The 21,898-nt window shown below is 38.1% G+C and carries 12 protein-coding genes; 7 read left to right on the forward strand and 5 right to left on the reverse strand.

The window, feature by feature from the left end:
* Window positions 1-17 precede the first annotated feature (17 nt).
* Entirely contained in the window at window positions 18-6,701 is a 6,684-nt protein-coding gene (locus AC27HL_RS00925; RefSeq protein ID WP_487078297.1) for a response regulator, read from the reverse strand.
* Between the two features lie 423 nt (window positions 6,702-7,124).
* Here AC27HL_RS00925 and AC27HL_RS00930 point away from each other — a divergent pair, with 423 nt between their 5' ends.
* From AC27HL_RS00930 to AC27HL_RS00945, 4 genes are all read left to right on the forward strand, one after another.
* Complete coding sequence (locus AC27HL_RS00930; protein ID WP_487078299.1) at window positions 7,125-9,380, forward strand: TonB-dependent receptor; 2,256 nt, start codon at window positions 7,125-7,127, stop codon at window positions 9,378-9,380.
* Window positions 9,381-9,626: 246 nt separating this feature from the next.
* Window positions 9,627-10,811 (forward strand): hypothetical protein, encoded by a 1,185-nt coding sequence (locus AC27HL_RS00935; protein ID WP_487078300.1) that lies wholly within the window; start codon window positions 9,627-9,629, stop codon window positions 10,809-10,811.
* A 3-nt stretch (window positions 10,812-10,814) separates the two neighbouring features.
* Window positions 10,815-11,753, forward strand: a complete 939-nt coding sequence (locus AC27HL_RS00940; RefSeq protein WP_487078301.1) for an HAD family hydrolase — start codon at window positions 10,815-10,817, stop codon at window positions 11,751-11,753.
* Window positions 11,750-12,370: a DUF1361 domain-containing protein gene (locus AC27HL_RS00945; RefSeq protein WP_487078303.1), complete on the forward strand. Its 621-nt coding sequence runs from the start codon at window positions 11,750-11,752 to the stop codon at window positions 12,368-12,370. Before AC27HL_RS00940 ends, AC27HL_RS00945 begins: the two co-directional genes overlap by 4 nt.
* A 186-nt stretch (window positions 12,371-12,556) precedes the next feature.
* Here AC27HL_RS00945 and AC27HL_RS00950 read toward each other — a convergent pair whose 3' ends face one another.
* The 3 genes from AC27HL_RS00950 to AC27HL_RS00960 form a co-directional block, all read right to left on the reverse strand.
* Window positions 12,557-13,744: an amino acid aminotransferase gene (locus AC27HL_RS00950; protein ID WP_487078304.1), complete on the reverse strand. Its 1,188-nt coding sequence runs from the start codon at window positions 13,742-13,744 to the stop codon at window positions 12,557-12,559.
* Window positions 13,745-14,172: 428 nt separating this feature from the next.
* Window positions 14,173-14,916 carry a class I SAM-dependent methyltransferase gene (locus AC27HL_RS00955; protein ID WP_487078306.1) on the reverse strand — a complete coding sequence of 248 codons (744 nt, stop codon included), beginning with the start codon at window positions 14,914-14,916 and terminating at the stop codon, window positions 14,173-14,175.
* 97 nt (window positions 14,917-15,013) lie between these two features.
* Window positions 15,014-15,724 carry a DUF445 domain-containing protein gene (locus tag AC27HL_RS00960; protein WP_487078308.1) on the reverse strand — a complete coding sequence of 237 codons (711 nt, stop codon included), beginning with the start codon at window positions 15,722-15,724 and terminating at the stop codon, window positions 15,014-15,016.
* Window positions 15,725-15,923: 199 nt separating this feature from the next.
* Here AC27HL_RS00960 and AC27HL_RS00965 point away from each other — a divergent pair, with 199 nt between their 5' ends.
* Window positions 15,924-16,850 (forward strand): peptidylprolyl isomerase, encoded by a 927-nt coding sequence (locus tag AC27HL_RS00965; RefSeq protein WP_487078310.1) that lies wholly within the window; start codon window positions 15,924-15,926, stop codon window positions 16,848-16,850.
* A gap of 34 nt (window positions 16,851-16,884) precedes the next feature.
* Here AC27HL_RS00965 and AC27HL_RS00970 read toward each other — a convergent pair whose 3' ends face one another.
* Window positions 16,885-17,709, reverse strand: a complete 825-nt coding sequence (locus AC27HL_RS00970) for an SDR family NAD(P)-dependent oxidoreductase (protein WP_487078312.1) — start codon at window positions 17,707-17,709, stop codon at window positions 16,885-16,887.
* A 149-nt stretch (window positions 17,710-17,858) separates the two neighbouring features.
* Here AC27HL_RS00970 and AC27HL_RS00975 point away from each other — a divergent pair, with 149 nt between their 5' ends.
* Together AC27HL_RS00975 and AC27HL_RS00980 are read left to right on the forward strand one after the other, a co-directional pair.
* Complete coding sequence (locus AC27HL_RS00975) at window positions 17,859-20,747, forward strand: M16 family metallopeptidase (protein WP_487078314.1); 2,889 nt, start codon at window positions 17,859-17,861, stop codon at window positions 20,745-20,747.
* A gap of 339 nt (window positions 20,748-21,086) precedes the next feature.
* Window positions 21,087-21,719 carry a YiaD family glycine zipper/OmpA-like lipoprotein gene (locus AC27HL_RS00980; protein ID WP_487079860.1) on the forward strand — a complete coding sequence of 211 codons (633 nt, stop codon included), beginning with the start codon at window positions 21,087-21,089 and terminating at the stop codon, window positions 21,717-21,719.
* Window positions 21,720-21,898 lie beyond the last annotated feature (179 nt).

Genomic DNA, 21,898 nt, shown 5'->3' on the forward strand with positions numbered 1-21,898 from the left:
AGCAATGACGGGAATGGCTATTTCCCATCAACTATCGCTTGCTCTAAGGCTAATAATGCCGCTAAAGCATCATCAAAGTCAAAGTCATTAACCAATTGTTGAATATCGGCTATTTGTTGATGGTAGGTGGTTTCATGACCAACAGCCATTAATTGTGCAACAATATCTTCAGCTTGAATATTGGCTGATTCTATACAAGGTTTTAATTCCGCTATAATTTTTTTAGCATTTGTGCTGTTAAAACGCTGATCACTTTTGGTGATTTTTTCTTGATGGTAGATATGATTGAGCTGCCCCAAAATATAATCTAAATGTGTAGTGACTTCGTTTAGTTTTAGTTTAATGTGCTGCCCGTTATTGTGTATTTCACCTTCTAATGCATTGGCAGAAATTGCTAATTCATAAGCACCTATGTATTGAGCCGTAGATTTTAATGAATGTGCTGCGCGATAAAGTTCATCTGTCCTGTTTGCTTGGTATAAAGTCAACATTTCTTGCGCAAGTGACTGATACTTAGACCAGAAATCGTAAATTAATTCAGAATAAAGCTTTTCTTTACCTTGCAATTTACTAATTGCTTGGCTAACTGACAAGCCAGTTTGTTGACGTAATTGTGAAATTGTTGATTTTACGTTGTCAGTTTGCTGAAAAGTATCGACGTTTTTCGTGTCAATATCAGCTTTATCACCTAAATATTGGTTGAGTGTTTTATATAATAATTCCGGTTCAATGGGCTTAGTTAAATGCTGGTTCATACCTGCGGCGACACTTTTTTCAATATCGCCTTCCATAGCGTGTGCGGTCATAGCGATAATTGGCAACTCAGTGAGTTTTAAGGTTTCACGAATTTCTTGTGCTGCAGTTAAGCCATCCATTTCTGGCATTTGAATATCCATTAAGACTAAGTCAAAACTTTGCGTGGCAATTTTTTCTAGTGCGATTAAGCCATTTTCAGCACATTCAACTTTGATATTGGTATCGGCCAGGAACTCCTTCGCTACTTGCTGGTTGATCATATTGTCTTCAACAAGTAGTACTTTATAAGCGCCTAAATTTGGTGGCTCAATAGGTGGTAATGTGTTTTCCACGGTAATTCGTTTACTCTCTTTACTTAACAATTCGACAATGGCATCGACTAAGACTGATTGGTTAATGGGCTTTTCGAGAAATTCATCGATACCTGAGAATTTCGCCAATTCTTTGGCCTCATCTTTATCGTATGCTGACACCATGAGGATATGGGGTAACTGCCCTTTTGCTTGGGTTTGGATTTTTTTAGCGGCCTCAATACCATCCATTTTAGGCATTTTCCAGTCCATTAATACCAGATCATAAGGGCTGCCACTTTTCTCAGCGGATAATACGGCATTTACTGCTTGTTCGCCATTTTCGACACCGTCTGCGGCAATCTCGATATGTGCTAGCGCTTCAATGAGTACTTTGCGGGCAATTTCAATATCGTCAGCTACTAAGACTTTCAGGCTGGTGAGCATTTGGCGATTCACCGTTTGTGTTATTTCAGCTTCTTGTTCGGTGTGTTCAAACTTGGCCGTGAAGCTAAACGTTGAGCCACTACCTAATTCGCTGGTTGCTGATATTTCACCGCCCATAAGTTCTGTTAATTGTTTACAAATAGCAAGTCCAAGGCCTGTGCCGCCATATTTGCGAGTCACTGAGGTGTCAGCTTGGGTAAAAGACTGAAATAAGCTACTTTGTTGCTCTTGACTCATGCCAATGCCAGTATCATGCACGGAAAACTTTAAGGTGCTGGTTTTGCTGTCTTGTATTTGCAACGCAATACTAATGTGGATTGCGCCAGATTGCGTAAATTTAACGGCATTATTCGCTAAGTTAATAATGACTTGTTGTAAGCGCAGCGGATCACCTAACAGATATTTAGGTACATCAGGAGCAACATCAATAACAAATTCCAAACCTTTTTCATGAACCTTGAAAGTACAAACATTAACGACACGCTGTAATATTTCATGCAGAGAAAAGCGGATGTTTTCTAAGGTTAATTTTTGTGCTTCAATTTTAGAAAAGTCTAAAATGTCATTGATTAATCCAAGTAACGACTTTGATGAGTCTTGTATTTTTTCCAAATAGTCGTGTTGGGTATTTGACAAATCAGTACGTAAAGCTAATTGACTTAGCCCAATTACCGCGTTCATTGGTGTTCTAATTTCATGGCTCATATTCGCTAAGAAATTAGATTTTGCTTGGCTTGCTTGTTCCGCTTTAATTTTTTCGGCGGCTAGCTCTTTTGTTCGCTCATGTATTTGATTTTCTAAGTTTCGGCTGTAGCTGAGAACTTGTTGGTATAGCTTAGCATTGTCGAACGATATTGCGGTTTGGTCTGCTAGCAATTGTAAAACATTGACTCGGTCATCACTAAAAGCGCCTTCTATATCATAATGTTCAAGATAAACAATGCCTTGTAAGTTTCCTTTGACAATACTTGGAATACAAATGATAGATTTCGGCTGATGAGTTTCAAAATATGGATCTGAGATAAATTGTTCTTGCGCGCTTACTTTGCTAATGACTTGTGCTTTTAAAGTTCTAGAAACTAAGTTGATTATTGAATAAGGCAATTGTTGGCTTTGATTTGAAGTGCCTTCATTGGATAAGGCAATTTCAACATTTAATATGCCGTCACTTTGCAATAATAATGCGCCACTTTGTGCTCCGGCATTTTCAATAATAATTACCATCATACGATGTAAAAAAGCGGTTAGGTCCGCTTCTCCACTTAAGGTTTCAGATGCTTTTAATACTGATGCAAGGTCAAGAACTTGGGTATTGCTGTCTGTTTGTTGGCTAGGTAGTTGCGCTAGGCTATTTAACTTACGATTAAAGAGTGCGCTGTGGGTTTGTGTTAAATGATTTGCTTTGTTACTTGCTCCCCAAACTTGGTAGCAGTTGTATGCGTGATTAAAATACTCTGTTGCCATTGCAACTTTGTCGGCCCGCAACCAGAAGTTGCCAGCAAGTTCGTTGATAATTGCTAGAGAGTTGTTTATTTGATACTTTTTCGCTAATGCAATAGCCTTATCATAATGTTGCCATGCCGTGGCATTATTTGATATTGCTGCTAATTCAGCCTCGACAAGACTTACTTTATAGGCATAGTTTTCTGGTGCGCTATTTGCCCATTGCTGGAGTAATTTCAGGCTTTCTTGTAATTGCTCGAGATTTTTTGCAATGAGATTTTCTTCATTGCCTGCGCCCTGCAATATATGGCAATGCTGAGCAATAATGAGGCTAGCGTAAAATTGAAACTCGCCGAAATGATACAACGAAACAACAGAGCTTTGGTATTGCTGAGCTAGTTTCATCTGTTCAAGTGCTTGTACGTTATCATTGAACAAGTAAGCCTGTATCATTCTCGCCAGATGATAAGTAAATAATGTGGTTATGTTATTTGTATCATTTAGAACTTTGAGCTGATTTTTTTCATCAAAAAATTCTCCATGCAGGCAAGTAGTGTCAGTGTCATTTTGCTGTAAATTAGCGATTAGTTGCTGCCATACTTGCATCATGACTAATTGATAATTTTGCTTTTTATTTTTCATGGTTTCAGTGTGCTGAACAAATACACTTTGACAGGCATCTAAAGGTTCACCACTTAAAAAGCTATACATGCTTTGAAAGAGTGCGGAATGAAATGCGTACTCTATGCTGCCACATTCAATGCCATGGTAAAAATTATGCTCAAATGGCTTAAGCGTGTTCTTTAAAGATGAGGTCCAATGGATGATAGAGGCATTGCGAGTAAATTCAATTTCAACTTGGATCAATTCTGAAGGGTATTGTTGGTTCACCTTTCTTGCCAAAGTTGCAAATGCTAACCCTTCTTCAAAGCGACTAAATGCGCCACATAGTAATAACCCATGAGTAATAAAAACTTTTGCACTTAACGGTGATAAACCTGCGGTTAGACATAACTCCAGCGAGCTGTAAGCTATTCGCATAAAGGCTACCGGACTCAGTAAATATGCTGGTGTGTGCATGGCATTAAGGATATCTAATGCTAACAGTTGGCTTTCATTCGTCATTGGTGCCAACTTACTTAAGTCATCAATTTTTATATTCTGATAATGCTGCTCAATTGCTAAATAATTTAATGCTTCTTCTTCTGAAGGCAGCGCAACACCAATAGTTTGAATAATTGAAATACCAAGGTCGAATGCTTGCTGCATTTTGTTTTGTGCGATTAATGACAGCACCTGAATTTTAGCAAATTTTGCCTGATCGATTGTTGCTGTTAGTAAAGCGTTGGTACTCTGAAAATGTAAATTCCCTTGATTATAGTCTTGAGTGTAATAAAGCACATTGGCCTTGACTAAGGCAAGTTGAAAGCAAAGTGTATATTGAGACTGCCAATGTGTGTTGCTTAAATAGTTTTCAGCCTGTTCAATATAATAAAGTGCGCTATTGTAATCATTTGCTTCTAACGCTTTTTGGCCGGCGATATAGTTAAATTTGGCGAGTAATATTTGTTTGTCTTGCTCAAGATATAGTGATGCCGCTAAATTTAAATGTTCGATAAATTCAAAAATTTTCTCGTCAACCGCGTCAGATTCTTGTAACGACAAATAATATTGTGCAACTTTATAATGAATGAGAGATTTAGGCTCTGGATTAGTTAACAAATATGCCGCTTGTTGAATTTTATCGTGAGAAAATTTTATTTGCTGTAACGTTTCTATACTTTGACTGTCTGAATAGGCGATTAATAGACCATCGGTAATCATAGGGCGAAGTTCACGCTCTATTTCATGATTTGAGATATCAAGAATATGTGCGAGTAATTCAATTGGTACAAGGCTGCCAATACATGCAGCGTGATGTAATATGCTTTGGCCCATTTTTGATACATGGGTTAACCGTAGCGCCATCAGCTCAATAACATTATCGGTTGCAGAAAGCGCATGTGATAATTGTTGATCCCATTGCCATTGGTTATCGCTATTTTTGGCGAGAATGCCTTGTTCTGTGAGTGACTTAATAAACTCTTTAATAAAAAATGGATTGCCGGCTGTTTTTTCGATGACTAAATCAACTAAGGGCTGAATTTTTTCAAGTTTTAATGCTAGAGATGCTGCAATGAATTGACTGACAGCAGAAGTGTCTAATGGCTGTAAATTAATGTGACTGTGAAATGCCGGCGTATTCTTAATGTCTGTTAATAACTGCTTTAATGGATGGGTGTCACTAACTTCATTGTCGCGGTAGGCAATAATAAGCAATAAATTTTGACAGTTGTTTTGGCTAACTAAATGTTGAATTAATTGCACGGTTGCGACATCTGCCCATTGCATATCATCAATGAAAATTGATGTGACTTTACTTTGTTGCCCTAAAGCAGAAAAAAACTGCTCAAATGTTTGGTGAATGCGATGGCGAGCTTCAGCAGGAGGTAATTCAGGCAATGCTGGCTGAGGGCCAATAATTAACGAAAATTGTGGAACTAGGTCGATAATAACTTGGCCATTACCTTGTAAAACATTGAGAAACACCTGTTGCCAGTTTTTTAGGCTTTCAGCGCTTTCCCCAAGTAGTTGTTCAACTAAATCTTTACAAGCTTGTACTATCGCAAAGTATGCACTTGGTTTTTTATATTGCTCATACTTGCCTGACACACTATATCCATGTTTCTCAATTATTGGACGCTGTATTTCTTTGACAAGCCTAGATTTTCCTACCCCAGAATAACCACTAATGATACTTACTTGCGTTTCATTTTGTTCAAATACTTGATTGTATGCATCGAGTAGGGTTTGTTGCTCATTGGCACGTCCGTATAGACTATTTGAAAATATGAGTTTATTGCTAAAGTCTTTTGTGCCAAGCGGGAATAATTCAACATGCTTTTTCTGACTTTGAGCTTGTAAGCAGCGAGAAAAGTCTTCTTTTATTCCAGTTGAGGTTTGATATCGCTGGCTTGGTTCTTTGGCTAACAGGCGAGCTAAGATAATTGAAATTTGCTTCGGTAGATCAACATTATATTCGCTTGCTAGTTTTGGTGTTTTAGCAATATGAGCATGTACCAACTCCATTTCATCTTGATATATAAATGGTAGTCGACCTGAAAATAGCAAATATAAGCAAGCGCCAATGGAATAAAAATCAGAGTACACTTCCACGGCATGGTTCATTCTGCCGCTTGCTTCAGGTGAAAGTGTTGATAAATATTGTCGTTCAACACTTATGCTTGTAGCGCGTTTATGTAAAGCAGAAATCTTAGTTGCAAAACTTAAGTCATATAGCTGCACTTCAAATGCTTGGTTGACGTATAGGTTATTGGGACAAATGTTGTTAACAATAAAACCAAGTTGATGTAATTCAGCAAACAATTGGCAGACATTAATAGCGACAGTCAGCTTATTTTCGAGAGATAGTGATTGCTGAGATAAGTCAGTCAAAGAGAGAGTATTTTTTTGAAATGGAAAAACTGCGTAACAATATTGATGATCGTCCAGCAACTCTATGGGTGAAATCAGTTGATTAACGGGGAGTTTTTTTTGTAATTCTGTGAACTTTTTAAACCGACTAGTGCTTTGATTAGTTGAGTTTTTATTAAATCGTTTTACTAAGAAATTTTCTTTTTGTTCATTTTTCGCCATGAAAACTTGTGTTGAACTGGAAATTTCCTGTTGTTCCTTAACTAATGTATATCCGTTAAAATTTACCATTTTTGTTACATCAACCTTGCTGAATTTAAACGCTTGTAAGCTTTATTAGAGTTTCAGGTAAGAGAATCGAAACTATCAAGCATGGTAGTTGATTTTTAAGTAAATATTAACCCTTTATTTACTTAAAATATGCGGTAAGTTGCTTATTATAATTGTCAGGAATGTACTTTTTAGCCGTTCAAACCTGTGTATTTATGTAATACCTTGTACACAAAACATCTGCAAAATGTAACATTATTTGCTATTGATACACTTTATTTAGATAATGGTACGATAATGTATGCTTTTTCGCTTACAAACAGGATTTGAAATTTTCTTTAAGGACGTTATAGCGATTCCTATGCACGTGCATAGACTGGCAATGAAAAAAGTATTTAAGCCATGGTAACAATGGATAAAAATAAAATTCTTGAAGGGAAATAAATGTTCAGGTCAACTCCTCTTGCTACTGCGGTAAGTGCCGCGTGTATAACCTTGTTACCTCTTTCAGTATTGGCTGAATTAGCTGTAGATGAAAATTTACCGAGCAATTCAAGCTTAAATAAAGAAAGTGTTGAAGTTATAGAGGTTTACGCACAAAAACGTAAACAAGATATTACCGAAGTTAACGTAGCGGTTTCAGTGTTCGATGGCGAAGAAATTGCTCGTCAAAAGCTTAAAGACACTACACAACTTTCAGCTCTCGTACCGAATTTAAAAATTACCAATAATGCGGGTGAAGGCACGCCGCCGGCGTTTAATATCCGTGGTGTCGGTATGATTGATTACAACACTTCAACCATTTCACCGATAGCGGTTTATGCTGACGACATTGTTAGCGGTAGCGCTAATAATTTATCAATAAACTTATATGATTTAGAGCATGTTGAGGTATTAAGAGGCCCACAAGGAACGTTGTTTGGTCGAAATACTACCGGCGGAGCAATTTTATTACGTTCGAAAATGCCAGAGCATGAATTCAGTGGTTACATTAATGCAGGTGTTGCTGAGTTTGATACCTATTCGTTGGAAGGGGCGGTCAATATTCCTGTATCTGAAAGCACAGCCATGCGTTTTGCTTTCAGCCATCAAGATTATGATTTTTCAACTGACAACCAAATGCCAGGCCAACCAGACGGCGGCTTGAAACAAACAAACCTGCGTTTAATTGTTTTATCAGAATTTGATACCTTAACGGTTACGAGTAAGTTCCATGCCGAGGATTGGTCAGGTAAACCTAAACCTATTGCTAGTTTAGGTGTTAACCGAGTCGATGGAAGTGGCTTATGTACGCCTTCGCAAGCTGGTTCAAGCTTATGTGCTGATAATTTTGGTAACCAAGTGGGCGGCAATGATTTTTGGGCCGTGAATGCCGATACCGCTGATAGAGAACATGACACAGATAGCTGGGGCGCAAGTATTAAGTTTGAATGGCAACTCACTGACGATATGTTATTAACCTCTATTAGTGGTTACCGCTCATTAGAACGCTTTCATTCATGGGATTCTGACGGCCCAGGTAACTTTGTTGAAGGCTCAATGGGTACTGACAATACTTTATTCAGCCAAGAGTTAAGTTTAGCTGTTGATTTAGGTGACAGTTTTTGGACCAGCGGTGTTTTTTATGTTGATGAAGAAATTAAGCAAAATAATGACTTTGATTTGTTTCGTGATTTTCGCCCAGTACCAGCATTAGCAGCTATTCCGGCACAGTTTTTTTATGATAATGAATTAGAAAACAGCTCGATTGCACTTTATTCTCAGTTTGAACATAGGCTAGACGAAGCCTTTACCTTAACGGTAGGTGTTCGCTATACAGATGAAACAACGGACTATCATGCACGTGCCGATCTTGATACTGTGGCGGGGTTTGTTCCTAGTCTTTGGAATATCAAAGGTGCAGTTGAAGATGATGAAATTTCAGGAAAAATAGCGTTAAATCAAAAGTTAAACGATGACTCATCGCTTTACTATAGCTATTCGCGCGGTTATAAAAGTGGTGGTTATAATGCCGGTTATTCAACCAGTCCAACTCAAGCCGCTGAATCAGAATATGCGCCAGAAAAACTTGATGCCTATGAAATTGGTGGTTACTTTCAGTTTTTCCAGCAAGACGCGCGTTTACATTTAGCAGCGTTTTACTATGACTATAAAGAACAGCAGGTATTTGTTAATCAAACTCAAGGTGTTGCTGTAGATCACGTACTGAAAAATGCAGGTGATTCAACAATTTATGGTTTGGAATCTGAGCTTGTATTAACGCCAAGTGTTGATTGGGAATTACGCCTAAATATTGGTTATTTGCCGGAAGCAAATATGGGTGAATTTAATCAGCATGGCGTAGTAGTTCAAGATAATCGTTTACCATTTTCATCAAAATGGAATGTTAGCGGTGCCATTCTTCACGAAACATTGTTGATGGGTCGTGAACTTTCTGCGCAATTGAGTTTTGATTATCAATCTGATTTTTATTTTGACCAAGAAGAAAATGCTTATACAGAACAAACAGACTTTGTCGTATTTAATGGTCATATTAGTTATGAAATCAATAATGCGCTTACATTGACCTTATGGGGTAAGAATTTAACTAATACTGAATATAGTGAATTAAGGTTTAATTCAATTGCAGCTTTAGGCGCAGTTACTGAATTAAAAGCCAATGCTAGACAATTAGGTATTGAAGCCAGTTTTAAATTCTAGCTAACTATTTCATTTCTTAATTCACGAAAAAGCTGAGATTATCTCAGCTTTTTTTATTGTTTTTATAAGAGGTCAACCAGAATGACTGTTACAATTATTGAACTATTGTAAAATATTCTCAAAGTGTTTGATGTTGTTAGATTTTTATCATACTTCATATCGCAGTTTTGTAGGTTTACTTTGCACTAAGTGCTTGTTATTTTAATGAGACAAACGCAACTATAACAACAACAAGAGAGAGCTCTAATGAAATGGAAGTTACTGTGGCCAGTTTTGCTGACCTTAATCATCCCTCTTATCGTCGCTTGGTTTATTTATCCAAGCCACCTACCACCTAAGTTTGGTGTTTTTCCACCGCAATTTGTTGCTAATGCCCCTGGCTTTAGTTTGCCTTACTTTTTAGTGATGCTAGCTGGAGTAATTTACATTGGTGGCTTGATTTTAGTGCCCAAATATTTTGGTTTTAAAGGTGCTCCGGTTATTCCTCGGCCAAAGTCAACTAAGTCGCTACCCTGGTGGTTTTGGGTTGGTGGTGCTGTTATGGGCTTCTTTTGGTGGCTCATGTGGACGCGAGTAACTCCATTTGGTGACTTAGTACATTGGGCTTTTACACCGCTATGGTGGGGCTTTATCTTTTTCTTAGATGGCATTGTTTATCAACGAAACAATGGCGCATCCTTGTTCTCGAAAAAGCCATTAACATTGTTGATTGCAGCGGGAATCTCTATTCTGGGTTGGTTGTACTTTGAATACTACGACTACTTTGTACTTGGTAATTGGTATTACCCAAATGCTGATAAAGTTGGTTGGTCTCAAACAGTAATAACGATTGAGTTTTTAATTACCTACTCAACGGTTACTCCAGTTTTATTTCAATGGTTTAACTTGCTTCATACCTTCCCGAAAATGCAAGCAAGATACCAAAATGGGCCGAAAATGGCACTAAATGGTAACCATATGATATTCATTGGCTCAATATTAATTGCCGCTATGGTGTATTGGCCTTACGAATTATTTTGGGCGGTTTGGATTGGCCCATATGCAGTGATGACCGGCATTTTGATGCGTTTAAACATATGGAATCCGTTTACTGATATTGCAAAAGGAAACTGGACAGCAGGTGTACTTATTGGTGTGTCTTCATTACTCAATGGACTGTTTTGGGAAATGTGGAATTATGGCAGCAATGTTAATGCGGCATTGCCAGTTACTAATCCGAATTATTGGATTTACGATATTCCCTACGTCAATGTAATTCATATATTTTCTGAAATGCCATTATTAGGCTATTTTGGCTATATCCCGTTTGGCGTCTTGGTTTGGCAGGTATTTATTTGGAGTGGCAAGTTTATTGGCTTTGATTCCGATATTCTAATAAAACCTGTGCCGCCAACAGAAGAAAACCAAAATGCGGCAGCGGTTACCTCATAAAAAATGGAAAATAATCATTATGATCCCTTACCTTCATGGCATGAAGGTAAGGTTAAACAACGTATATTAGAATTTGTCGAGCAAGTTACAACTCCGGGCTCAGAACATTTTGTTGCCGAAGAAGAGCGCATTGCAACTTTTGATAATGACGGTACGCTTTGGGTTGAAAAGCCTTTGTTAGCTCAGATGGCATTTTATAAAAAAGAACTACTCGATGCTGATGTGCTTGAAGATGCCTCAAAACTAAAGCGTGCAATGAACTGGAGCATTCGAGGGGTTAAAGATCTCGGTGGCTTAACAAAAATGCTGGTCGGTTATTTTCGTGTCGGTATTACAACCGACGAATACCGTGAGCGTGTAGCGCAGTGGATAGCAAAAGCAGAACACCCTAGGTATAAACGCAAGTACACCGAGCTTGTTTATCAGCCTATGCAAGAGGTATTGCAGCTTTTCGCCAAACATGGCTTTACCAATTATATTGTCTCAGGTGGCAGTGCAAACTTTATCCGCCCATGGGCCGATGAGGTTTATAACGTACCTGAAAATCGCATTATTGCCAGTAGTAGTCGAACGCGTTTGTCAAAACGAGATAATGAGCTGGCGGTGAAATTAGAAGCAATGCCATTTTCTTTTGAATATCGTTCTGGCAAAGTTTTGGGTATAGAACGACGATTAGCCAAGCGCCCTATTGCCGCTTTTGGCAATAGTTTAGGTGATGTGGAAATGTTACGCTGGGCGCGAACCACAAAACAATCCCTATGTGTTCTTATTCATCATACTGACGATGTGCGTGAATATAAATATGGCCCTGACCCTCGTTTTCATTTTGGTAAAAGCACCTTAAAGTTCGCACAAGAGCTAAATTGGCAAGTAGTTGATATGAAAAATGATTGGCAAACATTGTTTAGTTTTGAACGTACAAATAATAAGGAAGTTTTATGAATTCTGTCCCGGTACATTTTACCGTAGTGATAAATTTTATTTTGGCATTTATTCCATTTGCACTAGCGTTTTATTTATTTAAAGTCAGCCATCATCGTACCGTTTTATGGTGGTTGCTTAGTTTAGTATTTATAGCGTTTTTACCTAATAGTGCGTACGTTTTGACTGATATTATACATTTTATTGCTGCTGTAAAATCGCCTGATATATCAACGGGCTACTTGTTGTTTGTTTTGGTTCCTTTTTATTCTATTTTCTTATTGGTGAATTTTGAGTTTTACGTTATTTCAATTCAATGGGCAGATAAGTATTTAAAGCATATTAATCAAGGCTTTTTGAGTAAGGCATTTGTGCCCTGTATTCACTTTTTAGCGGCGATAGGGGTTTATTTAGGACGCTTTCAACGCTTAGAGAGTACCGATATTATTCATCATCCCGTTATCGTATTTCGTGATGTATTGGTTGATATTTCTGGTGGCAAAAGTTTGTTAATTATTATTGGCTTATTTGTTTTATTTTATTTGCTATATGAGGTGTTCAGCCGCATCAACGATAGGTTTGCTAAGCGCATAAATGCTAAGCTGGCGTCGCACCCAATGAAGTTAGTAAGTTCATAACAATCAAACACTGCTGTAAAACTACTATTTTTAAAATAATAAAAAGCCGCTAATAATAGCGGCTTATGTTCACGAAGAAGGGCTAGTTTTTTGTTTCTGAAAAAAACTAACTACCTACATCCATGTAGGCAATGTCACGGTCACATTGATGTGAAAGAGTGACGAAAATTCATTAATGCGAATAACTTAAAGTACTTTCGCAATTGACTGCGCCAAGTAATCAACATTGCTGTTGGCAATGCCTGCAATACTCATGCGGCTAGAGCCAACCATGTAGATGCTGTACTCGTCTTGTAACTGCTGTACTTGCTCAGGAGTTATACCTAAGAATGAGAACATGCCTTTTTGACGAGGTATAAAACCAAAGTCTCGCGTTACGCCATTTTCAACAAGCTTATCAACTAATAGTTGGCGATTACCGTTAATGCGATCTCGCATTTCCTTCAGCTCTGCATGCCATTGGGTACGTAATTCATCAGAATGTAAAATGGTTTCAACTAATGCCGCGCCATGTGCTGGTGGCATTGAATAGATACAACGAATTACGGTCAGTAGTACCGAGTTCGCAATGTCGACACTATGCGAGCTTTCGCCAATAATAGTACAAGCACCAATGCGTTCTCGATATAAACCAAAGTTTTTTGAACAAGAGCTACAAACGATCATTTCCTTTACGCTATCTGCCATTAAGCGCAAACCATAAGCGTCTTCGTCTAAGCCTTCACCAAAGCCTTGGTAAGCCATGTCAACTAAAGGTAAAAAGCCAATGTCTTTTGCAACTTCAGCAACTTGTTGCCATTGCTCTTTATTTAAATCCATCCCGCTTGGATTATGACAACAGGCATGCAGTAACACGGCATCTTCAGCTTTTACTTCTTTTAATGCCGCTAACATACCGTCAAAGTCTAAATTCTTGTTTTCGTAGTCGTAATAAGGGTAAGTTTTAACTGTTAAACCGGCAGCGGTAAACAACCCTGTGTGGTTTGCCCATGTTGGATTACTCACCCATATAGTAGTGCCAGCCTTACATGAATTAATAAATTCAGCAGCAACACGCAATGCACCTGTGCCACCAGGTGTAGAAACGGTGCGAGCGCGATTTTCAATTAATACTTTATGATGACCGAATACTAACTTGCTCATTTCTTCGTTAAACAATGGCGATCCCGTAGGGCCAATATAAACTTTGGTATCTTCGGTTTCGAGTCGATGTTTTTCTGCAGCTTTTACACAATCTAAAACAGCGGTATGGCCTGCTTCATTTTTGTAGACACCAACACCTAAGTCGATTTTTTGAGGATTTGAATCTTCACGATATTTAGCCAACAAGCCTAAAATAGGATCGGCAGGCAACGCCGTTAAGCTACCAAACATTTCTGGGTTTACCTTTTTACGAAGAGAGGGAATTTAGTAATTTAACACCTATGTTAAATCACCACTATAATCCCTGTGATTAAAGGGCAAGCATAACGGCAATACGGCGAAAATTAAAGCATAAAGACTAAAATAATCAGCAGAAAATAGTTGAAATAGATCTAGCTGATAACTGAACGCTATTTACTGATTGTTTTACTTGTTAATGTATTGATTTATATAGTTTTAGTTTTTTATTTTGTTTGTGGGTTATGTGTCAATTTAGCTGTAACTTATACTTAACACTTAGTGTTGTTAATTTCTAATACATTATTTTTGAAAATATAAATAAAGATCAACAACCCAAGTTAGCTATCCAATATAATCTCTGTGGTAGAATTACAAAGTTGCTGGTTAACGCTAAATTTTATGACAGCTAAGGTTACTAGCTACTTTATCCGCTCAAAAAGTAAAATAAAACGGTCGGTTTTGCGTCTTAACTCAGGAGAAAATACTGACGCTGCGTGATTATCTTGTTTGTTTTCCAATAACAGCGAACGCTTCACTAAACGAAAACCATATTTTTTTAGATCTTTGATGACGAAGTCTGCTTCAATTCTATGTAAGGTTTTTGTGTCTTTTACACCTCGGCCTTTTGCTGCTTGGTGGTCGACAACCAATAGTTTGCCGCCAAGTTTTATCGATTTTGCTACTTGTGGCATGACAGTAGCGGTTGGAAAACTCCAATCACCTTCAGTAAAAAACATATCATGGTAGCCTAATACTAAAAAAGCACTGTCGTAGGTATTAGTCGGTAATTTTAAGTTAGGTGCTTCACTTAATAGGTAGTCAACATTGGCCAAACGATTATTTGCTAGGCGTTTATCTAGCTCATTGCCAATAAAACTGAGGTAAGCTTTTGGAATTTGCAATGTCACCCTACCATGCTTACCAACCGTATGAGCTAGCAATTCTGAATAATAGCCAGTGCCTGCTAGTAAATCTAAAACCTTGTCACCCTTATTTACACCAATAAAATCTATTATCTCAAAGGGTTTTCTATCTTTATCCAGTGCAATATCTGCTGCCGGCCTAGCGGCAAATTCCGACTCACTTGCCACAGTTGGCGGTATTAGAAAAAGCAAAAAGCTAATAGTGAAAACACGCTTTACTAGAGTCGAAAATAGAGCCATGAATAACATTTCCAATAATTTTTATTTTTAGAATTATTCAGTGTAGTTAACTGGTGCTGAAAAACTAGCCTTTAACTGTTTCAAATTATGTAACTTGTTAAATATTGCCGGTTATTGCTGCTATAAAACCAATAATAGCACCGAAAACGCCACCCCAAACCACAAGCCAACCTAAGTGTTCGTGGATCATTTTCTGCACTATTTCTTTGACCAATTGTGGTGTTAGCTCATTTAAACGTTTTTCGATAATGTCGCTGACTTTCTCGCGCATACCGGCCATGACATTAGGTTGCTCTAATTCTTCTCGTAAAATGTGATTAAACTCTTCACTTTGGCTAATGTCGACAACCGATGCGCGCATTTTTTCTATGAAAGGCTCACGCATTGGTTGTAACGCTTCTGTGCCACCAACCATAGCAAGCATGCCACCAAAAGAAGACTGTTCTACAACCGTAACTAAATTATCAAAAGCAGGTGATAAATCGACTTTATTAATTACTGGGGTTAAATCGATGGCTGAGGCTGGGTTATCACTGCCAGCTAAAAAGCGATCAATGTTTTCTTCGGTGAAAAATTGCTCCATCATTAAATTACGTATGGCAATTTTAAAATCTTCAAAACGAGCCGGAATAACGCCAGAGCCATAAAGAAATGGTACACGCTCAAACAACATATGTATGGCAAGCCAATTGGTTATTGCTCCCGATAAAGCAAATAAACCAAGGGTGAAAATAATGTTATTAGCAAGAAAATATCCAAAAACAACGGCTAAAAGGGCTGAAAAGTTAGTGATAACGCTCTTATTCACAAAAACTCCGTAATTTAATAAAGTTTGATACCTGATCTAGAGAGATATGGTATCAATTGCCCGCGTTTACGCCAATAATTGATTTTTCCGCAATCTTTTTTAAGAAAAACTAGCACCAATATCCGTGATCTGATTTACTAGAGAAATAAAGACGAAGCAGTCCAAAAATCAATAATTATTATAATAATCAAGGCGTGACATGAAGTTTAAAAAAATCTTTTCTAGTTTGCTATTGGCACTAAGTAGTATGGCAATTGTTTCTAGTAATGTAGCCAATGCTGAGCAAAGTGTTCAAGAGCAAATCATGGCAAAAGTTGCCGCTGAAAATGCTATTAAACATAAAGATGAATGGCGTAAAGTTGCCATTGAAAATATGGTGGTAATGACCTTACCTCATGGCCAAGTAATTATTGAGTTAGCACCGCAATTTTCACCTGCGCATGTTAAGCAATTTACTGAGTTAACACAGCAAAATCATTATGATGGTAATAAATTTTACCGAGTAATTGATGGTTTTGTTGCGCAAGCTGGCCCAGAAGATGATAGCCCTGCCGACCGTAACGTACCATTACTTAAACTTGAAGGTGAATGGCAAACCGATAAAGACTGGTCATTTACCTTAGTACAAAACCAAGATCTATTTGCTGAACAAACGGGTTTTAAAGATGGTTTTGCTCTGGCACATAGCCCAAAAGAGCAAAAAGCGTGGTTAACTCATTGCCCTGGGGTTATTGCCATGGCACGAGGAAATGATGCCGACTCGGCATCGAGTCACTTTTACATCACTAATGGGCAAGCACCTAGGTATCTTGACCGTATTATGACTATTTTTGGTCGGGTGATTTATGGTATGAATCATGTTCAAGCGATTACTCGCACGGCAACGATTGAGGGAGAAGCTGAAGTTCCCAGCTCAGCACAAACGCCAATTATTTCAATGAAAATGATGGCTGATTTACCGCAAGATCAGCAATTGCAATTAGAAGTTAAAAATACTGAAAGCCAGTTATTCGCCACTAAACTAAAAGAGCGCATTAAGCGAGAAAATGCTTTTTTCTTTAAAAAGCCACCACCTGTGCTTGATGTCTGTCAAACACCTGTACTTACGCGTATCACCACTAAATAATCGCAACAATAGTGCGGTATAAATACAGGCAAGTTTAAGCATTGTTTTGCTTGTATTTTTCTTTTGCTTTACGGCCTTTTCGATATAATGCAGGTCGTAAAACACGTCGAAGTTTAGGAAACAAATACGAAATCATTGTTAACCAACCGCTAGTGCGGGGCAATGAAATTTCTACTGTTTCGCCACGGGCACAACGTATTATCGCGTCGGCAACCTGTTGGGTACTGCTCATGGGTTGTGAAAATACAATATCTTCCACCTGATCAATTTCCGACATAATAAAGCCTGTTTCTATTGGCCCAGGTGACACAATACCAACATGAATATTACTGCCTTTTAGTTCATCGGATAAAGAGTAAGTGAATGCTCGCAAACCTGCCTTGGTTGCAGCATATGTTGCTGCGCCCTGTAAGGGGGTTCGTCCGGCTAAAGAACCAACATTAACAATGGCGCCGCCTTGAGCTTTGCGCATATAAGGTAGCGCCAGTGCAGACAATTGAATAGGAGCGCGTAAATTAACATCAACCATTTGTGCTAATTTGTCTGCCTGATTCAACTCAACATCGCCACGTTGATGAAAACCAGCATTGTTAATTAGTACATCAATTGAGCCAAACTTTTGCGATGCTTTTAGCAATAACGATTCATTAGCCTTGGCATCATTGATATCCATAGCTACCGTGAATACTGAAGTTAATTTTTCGAGTTCTTTGGTTATTTTATCAAGTCCAGCTTGTCTGCGGGCAACAAGTACTAAGTTAGCGCCTAATCCGGCAAAAGCTTTAGCTGTGGCAGCCCCTACACCTGCTGAAGCCCCAGTAATAATGACAGTTTTGTTGTTGAAGTCGGCATTCATCATTCTAATTCTCTTGTTTTTATTGTCAGATTGACGCTGTTAGCTTGTTTGTATGTATTCTGTTACAGAAAAATTTGTAAATTTATTGTTAAAGTGATGAAAAACATCAGTGAGTTTCATAAGATAACAGCATAACAATAAAGGGATCGACAATGAAAATTAAATATTTAGCAGCAGCTATTGTAGCTAGCTTGACTCTCTCAGCTTGTGTAGCGACACAAAATAATCAAAACTCAACACCAGAAAGTGCAGCGGTTGAAGTAAATCAGAATAAAGTATTTAGCCAAAACTATGTTTTTAAAGAATTAGATAATGGTTTACGTGTATTGATCGTTAAAACTGATTATCCAGATCTTGTTTCTGTACAAATTCCAGTTTCTGTCGGCTCTCGTGACGAAGATGAGGCTGGTCGAACTGGCTTTGCACACTTTTTTGAACATATGATGTTTAAAGGCTCTGAAAAATTCCCACAAGATGTATACGCTGACTTATTTAAAAATGCCGGTGTTGATAACGGTGCGTACACCACCAATGACTATACCAATTACCATTTAGACTTTTCTAAAGATCACTTAGACAAAGTGTTAGAAATTCAAGCGGATCATTTCAAAAACCTTAAATATACTGACGCACAATTTAAAACTGAAGCCTTAACCGTGAAGGGCGAGTATTTAAAAAATAACGCCAGCCCAATTCGTAAATTACTAGCGGCAGTTCGCAAAGAAGCGTTTGACACTCACACCTATAAGCACACAACTATGGGTTTCTTTGAAGATGTTGAAGCTATGCCTGAGCAGTTGGCTTACGGCGAAAAATTCTTTAAACAGTTTTATAAACCAGAATATGTATCAATTGTGATTGTTGGTGATGTTGAACCCGATGCAACTATGGCGATGGTTGAGAAACACTGGGGTGACTGGAAAAAAGGTGATTTTGTTAATGATATTGCCCAAGAGCCAGCACAAACTGCACCACGCTATGTTCATGAAAAATTTGACGGTTTACCAGGTCACTGGTTATTAGTTTCCTATAAAGGTACTGATTGGCAACCAAAAGAGAAAGATCGTGCCGCATTAGATTTAATTTCTGAGCTGTATTTCTCAAATAATTCAGCCTTGTATCAAGAATTGGTGGTAGATAAACAATTGGCGAGCCAAATGTTTAACTATAACCCTGAAACTAAAGATGCTGGTTTGCGCCATGTATTTATTAAAGTAAATGAAGAAAAAGACTTAGCAACTGTTCGCGATGCTATTAACCGTACTTATGCGCAAGCGCGTACAGAATTAGTTTCCTCAGAAAAATTAGACAATCTTAAAGCAAATTTAAAATATAGTTTTGTAAATAGCTTAGATTCTTCAGAGGCAATTGCTGCAACCTTAGCAAGCTACATGCACTTTGACCGTGATCCGGAAACCATAAACTATCTTTACAATAGTTTTGATAATATTTCTGCTGAAGATATTAAGCGTGTTGCCAATAAGTACTTTATTGACGATAACCGCACTACGGTTACTTTATCAGCGTTAGATAAAATTGATGCTTTTGCACAAGAAGTTGATTTAAATGCTGCCGTTGCAAAAATTGAAGCAGATAGTGCCAAGCCTAAAACCGCACAATTTGCTGTGCTAGATAAAACCAATGACTCGCCATTAATTGACGTTAACTTCTTGTTTTACACGGGTGCTGCGGCAGATCCTGCAGGTAAAAAAGGTGTGGCAGCATTAACGGCACAAATGCTAACGCGTGGTGGTTCAGTTACTCGCACTTATAAAGACATTCAAAAAGGTTTATACCCATTAGCCGGACGATTTTCTTCACAAATTGATAAAGAAATGATGTCGTTTACCGGTCGTGTTCACAAAGACAATGCCGAACAGTGGTACCAGTTAATTAGTGATCAATTATTGAATCCAGGCTGGCGTGAAGATGACTTCAAACGTTTGAAGAAAGAACTGATTGACGGTATTAAATCCGGCTTAAAGTCTTCAAATGATGAAGAACTTGGTAAAGAAGTACTTTATAGCAAGTTATATCAAGGTCATGCTTATGAAAACTTTAATAGCGGCGATCTATCTGATTTAGAAGCAATTACTCTTGAAGATGTAAAAGCTTTTTACGCGGCACAGTTAACACAAGCTAAATTGCATTTGGGTATTACCGGCGCTATGCCAAGCGAATTAAAAGCGCAGCTAATGACTGACTTAACAGCATTACCAGTAGGTGATGAAAAACGTTTAACTATTGCCAAAGCGCCGATTTTAAAAGGTCATCACGCCACAATTGTTGAGAAAAATGCACAATCAACAGCTGTTTCGTTTGGTTTTCCAATTGATACCATCCGCAACGATAAAGACTGGGCTGCACTTTGGTTAGTGCGTTCATACTTTGGCGAACATAGAAGCTCAAATAGTTATTTGTACCAACAAATACGTCAAGCACGTGGCATGAACTACGGTGATTATGCTTATATTGAGTACTTCCCACGTGGTATGTTCCAAACGAAGCCTGATGCTAACTTAGGTCGTTCAAGCCAAATTTTCCAAGTATGGTTACGTCCATTGCGTTCAAATAATGATGCTCACTTTGCAACACGTGCAGCTTTATATGAATTGGATAAATTAATTGAAAACGGTATGAGTGAAAAAGACTTCCAAGCCACACGTAATTATCTAACTAATTACGCTCCGCAATTAGTCGCAAGCCAAGACCAACAACTAGGCTATGCACTCGATAGTGAGTTTTATCAAACAGATGAGTTTGTAAAATATGTACGTGAACAGTTTGCTAAACTAACTTTGGCTGACGTTAACCGCGTGATTAAAGAAAACTTGCAAACGGATGATATTCACTATGTGTTTATTTCAGGGGACGGCGAAGACATGAAAAAACGTTTATTGTCTGAACAAGTATCACCATTGAAATATAACTCTGAAAAACCGGCGGAGCTATTAGCAACTGATAAAATTATTGAAGCATACAAATTAACATTACCAGCGAAGAACGTTGAAGTGATTGCGGTTGATTCAGTATTTGAATAGTTAATTTATCGACTTGTCACGCATGCACATTTATTCTGTGCTCGTGACATTGTCTACATGGAGAAAGGCGGTTAGTTTTTATCTGGAATAAAAAAACTAACCGAACGTCATATGCATAAACACCACGCTCGTCGTGGTGTTTTCTCTTCAGTATTTTTAATATCTAAATTACTTCCTTACATGGTTAATGTGAATAGGAAATAATGGTATTTATAGTAAATTTTAAAATATAATATCGAGTAATTTTTCTTGTTCATCAAGGGTTCAGTTTGCACCCGTATGATGAATTCAAAGCTACTTTTTCTTAGGATAATTTTCATGCAGTCACATAAATCCGCAATATCTCTTAAAAAGCCTCTTATGGTTTCACTTATCGGCCTTTCTTTGGCCGTTACCGGTTGTGCCAGTACTAATGCCGAAAAAGGTGCTGCCATAGGCGCTATTACGGGAGCTGTGCTAGGTAAGTCAACCAGCAACCATAAAAATAAACGTGCCGTTTGGGGGGCAGCAATTGGTGCTATCGCAGGAGCAGCCATTGGTGACTATATGGATAAGCAAGAGCAAGAGTTTCGTGACGAGCTTGCAGGCTCTGGTATCGAAGTGGTGCGTGAAGGTGATAACTTACGTTTAATAATGCCTGCCAATATTACTTTTGCTACTGGCCAAGCTTATATAACTTCGGGCTTTTACAATACCTTAGATGATATCGCCCGAGTATTAAATAAGTATGAGAAAACCTTATTAAGTATTGAAGGCCATACTGACAGCCAAGGTTCGATGCAGTTTAACCAAAACTTATCAGAACAGCGTGCAGGCAGTGTTAAGCAATACTTAACCAATAAAGATATCATTGCTAGTCGTTTAAAAACAACAGGCTACGGTGAAACACGTTCGATAGCTGATAATGCCACGGCAAATGGTCGCGCACTTAATCGTCGCGTTGAAATTCAGATCATTCCTAATCAAGCCTAATTATAAAACTCAACCAATTTTCGAAAATACCGCGAAAAATCGCGGTATTTTTTTATCCATTGCAATGCGCTTCATTAATACCAATTGAAATAAGTCGTCAGTCATTTTAAGGCGGCTTAAATATCCAACAACTTCGTTGCTTTCAATCCCAATAGCCAGCTATTACTCTTTCAAGCGCC

Source organism: Colwellia aquaemaris (assembly GCF_057548755.1).

Coding starts and splice junctions, on each gene's coding strand:
- AC27HL_RS00925 (WP_487078297.1), bottom strand. CDS start 6,701: ATGGTAAATTTTAACGGATATACATTAGTTAAGGAACAACAGGAAATT.
- AC27HL_RS00930 (WP_487078299.1), top strand. CDS start 7,125: ATGTTCAGGTCAACTCCTCTTGCTACTGCGGTAAGTGCCGCGTGTATA.
- AC27HL_RS00935 (WP_487078300.1), top strand. CDS start 9,627: ATGAAATGGAAGTTACTGTGGCCAGTTTTGCTGACCTTAATCATCCCT.
- AC27HL_RS00940 (WP_487078301.1), top strand. CDS start 10,815: ATGGAAAATAATCATTATGATCCCTTACCTTCATGGCATGAAGGTAAG.
- AC27HL_RS00945 (WP_487078303.1), top strand. CDS start 11,750: ATGAATTCTGTCCCGGTACATTTTACCGTAGTGATAAATTTTATTTTG.
- AC27HL_RS00950 (WP_487078304.1), bottom strand. CDS start 13,744: ATGTTTGGTAGCTTAACGGCGTTGCCTGCCGATCCTATTTTAGGCTTG.
- AC27HL_RS00955 (WP_487078306.1), bottom strand. CDS start 14,916: ATGGCTCTATTTTCGACTCTAGTAAAGCGTGTTTTCACTATTAGCTTT.
- AC27HL_RS00965 (WP_487078310.1), top strand. CDS start 15,924: ATGAAGTTTAAAAAAATCTTTTCTAGTTTGCTATTGGCACTAAGTAGT.
- AC27HL_RS00970 (WP_487078312.1), bottom strand. CDS start 17,709: ATGATGAATGCCGACTTCAACAACAAAACTGTCATTATTACTGGGGCT.
- AC27HL_RS00975 (WP_487078314.1), top strand. CDS start 17,859: ATGAAAATTAAATATTTAGCAGCAGCTATTGTAGCTAGCTTGACTCTC.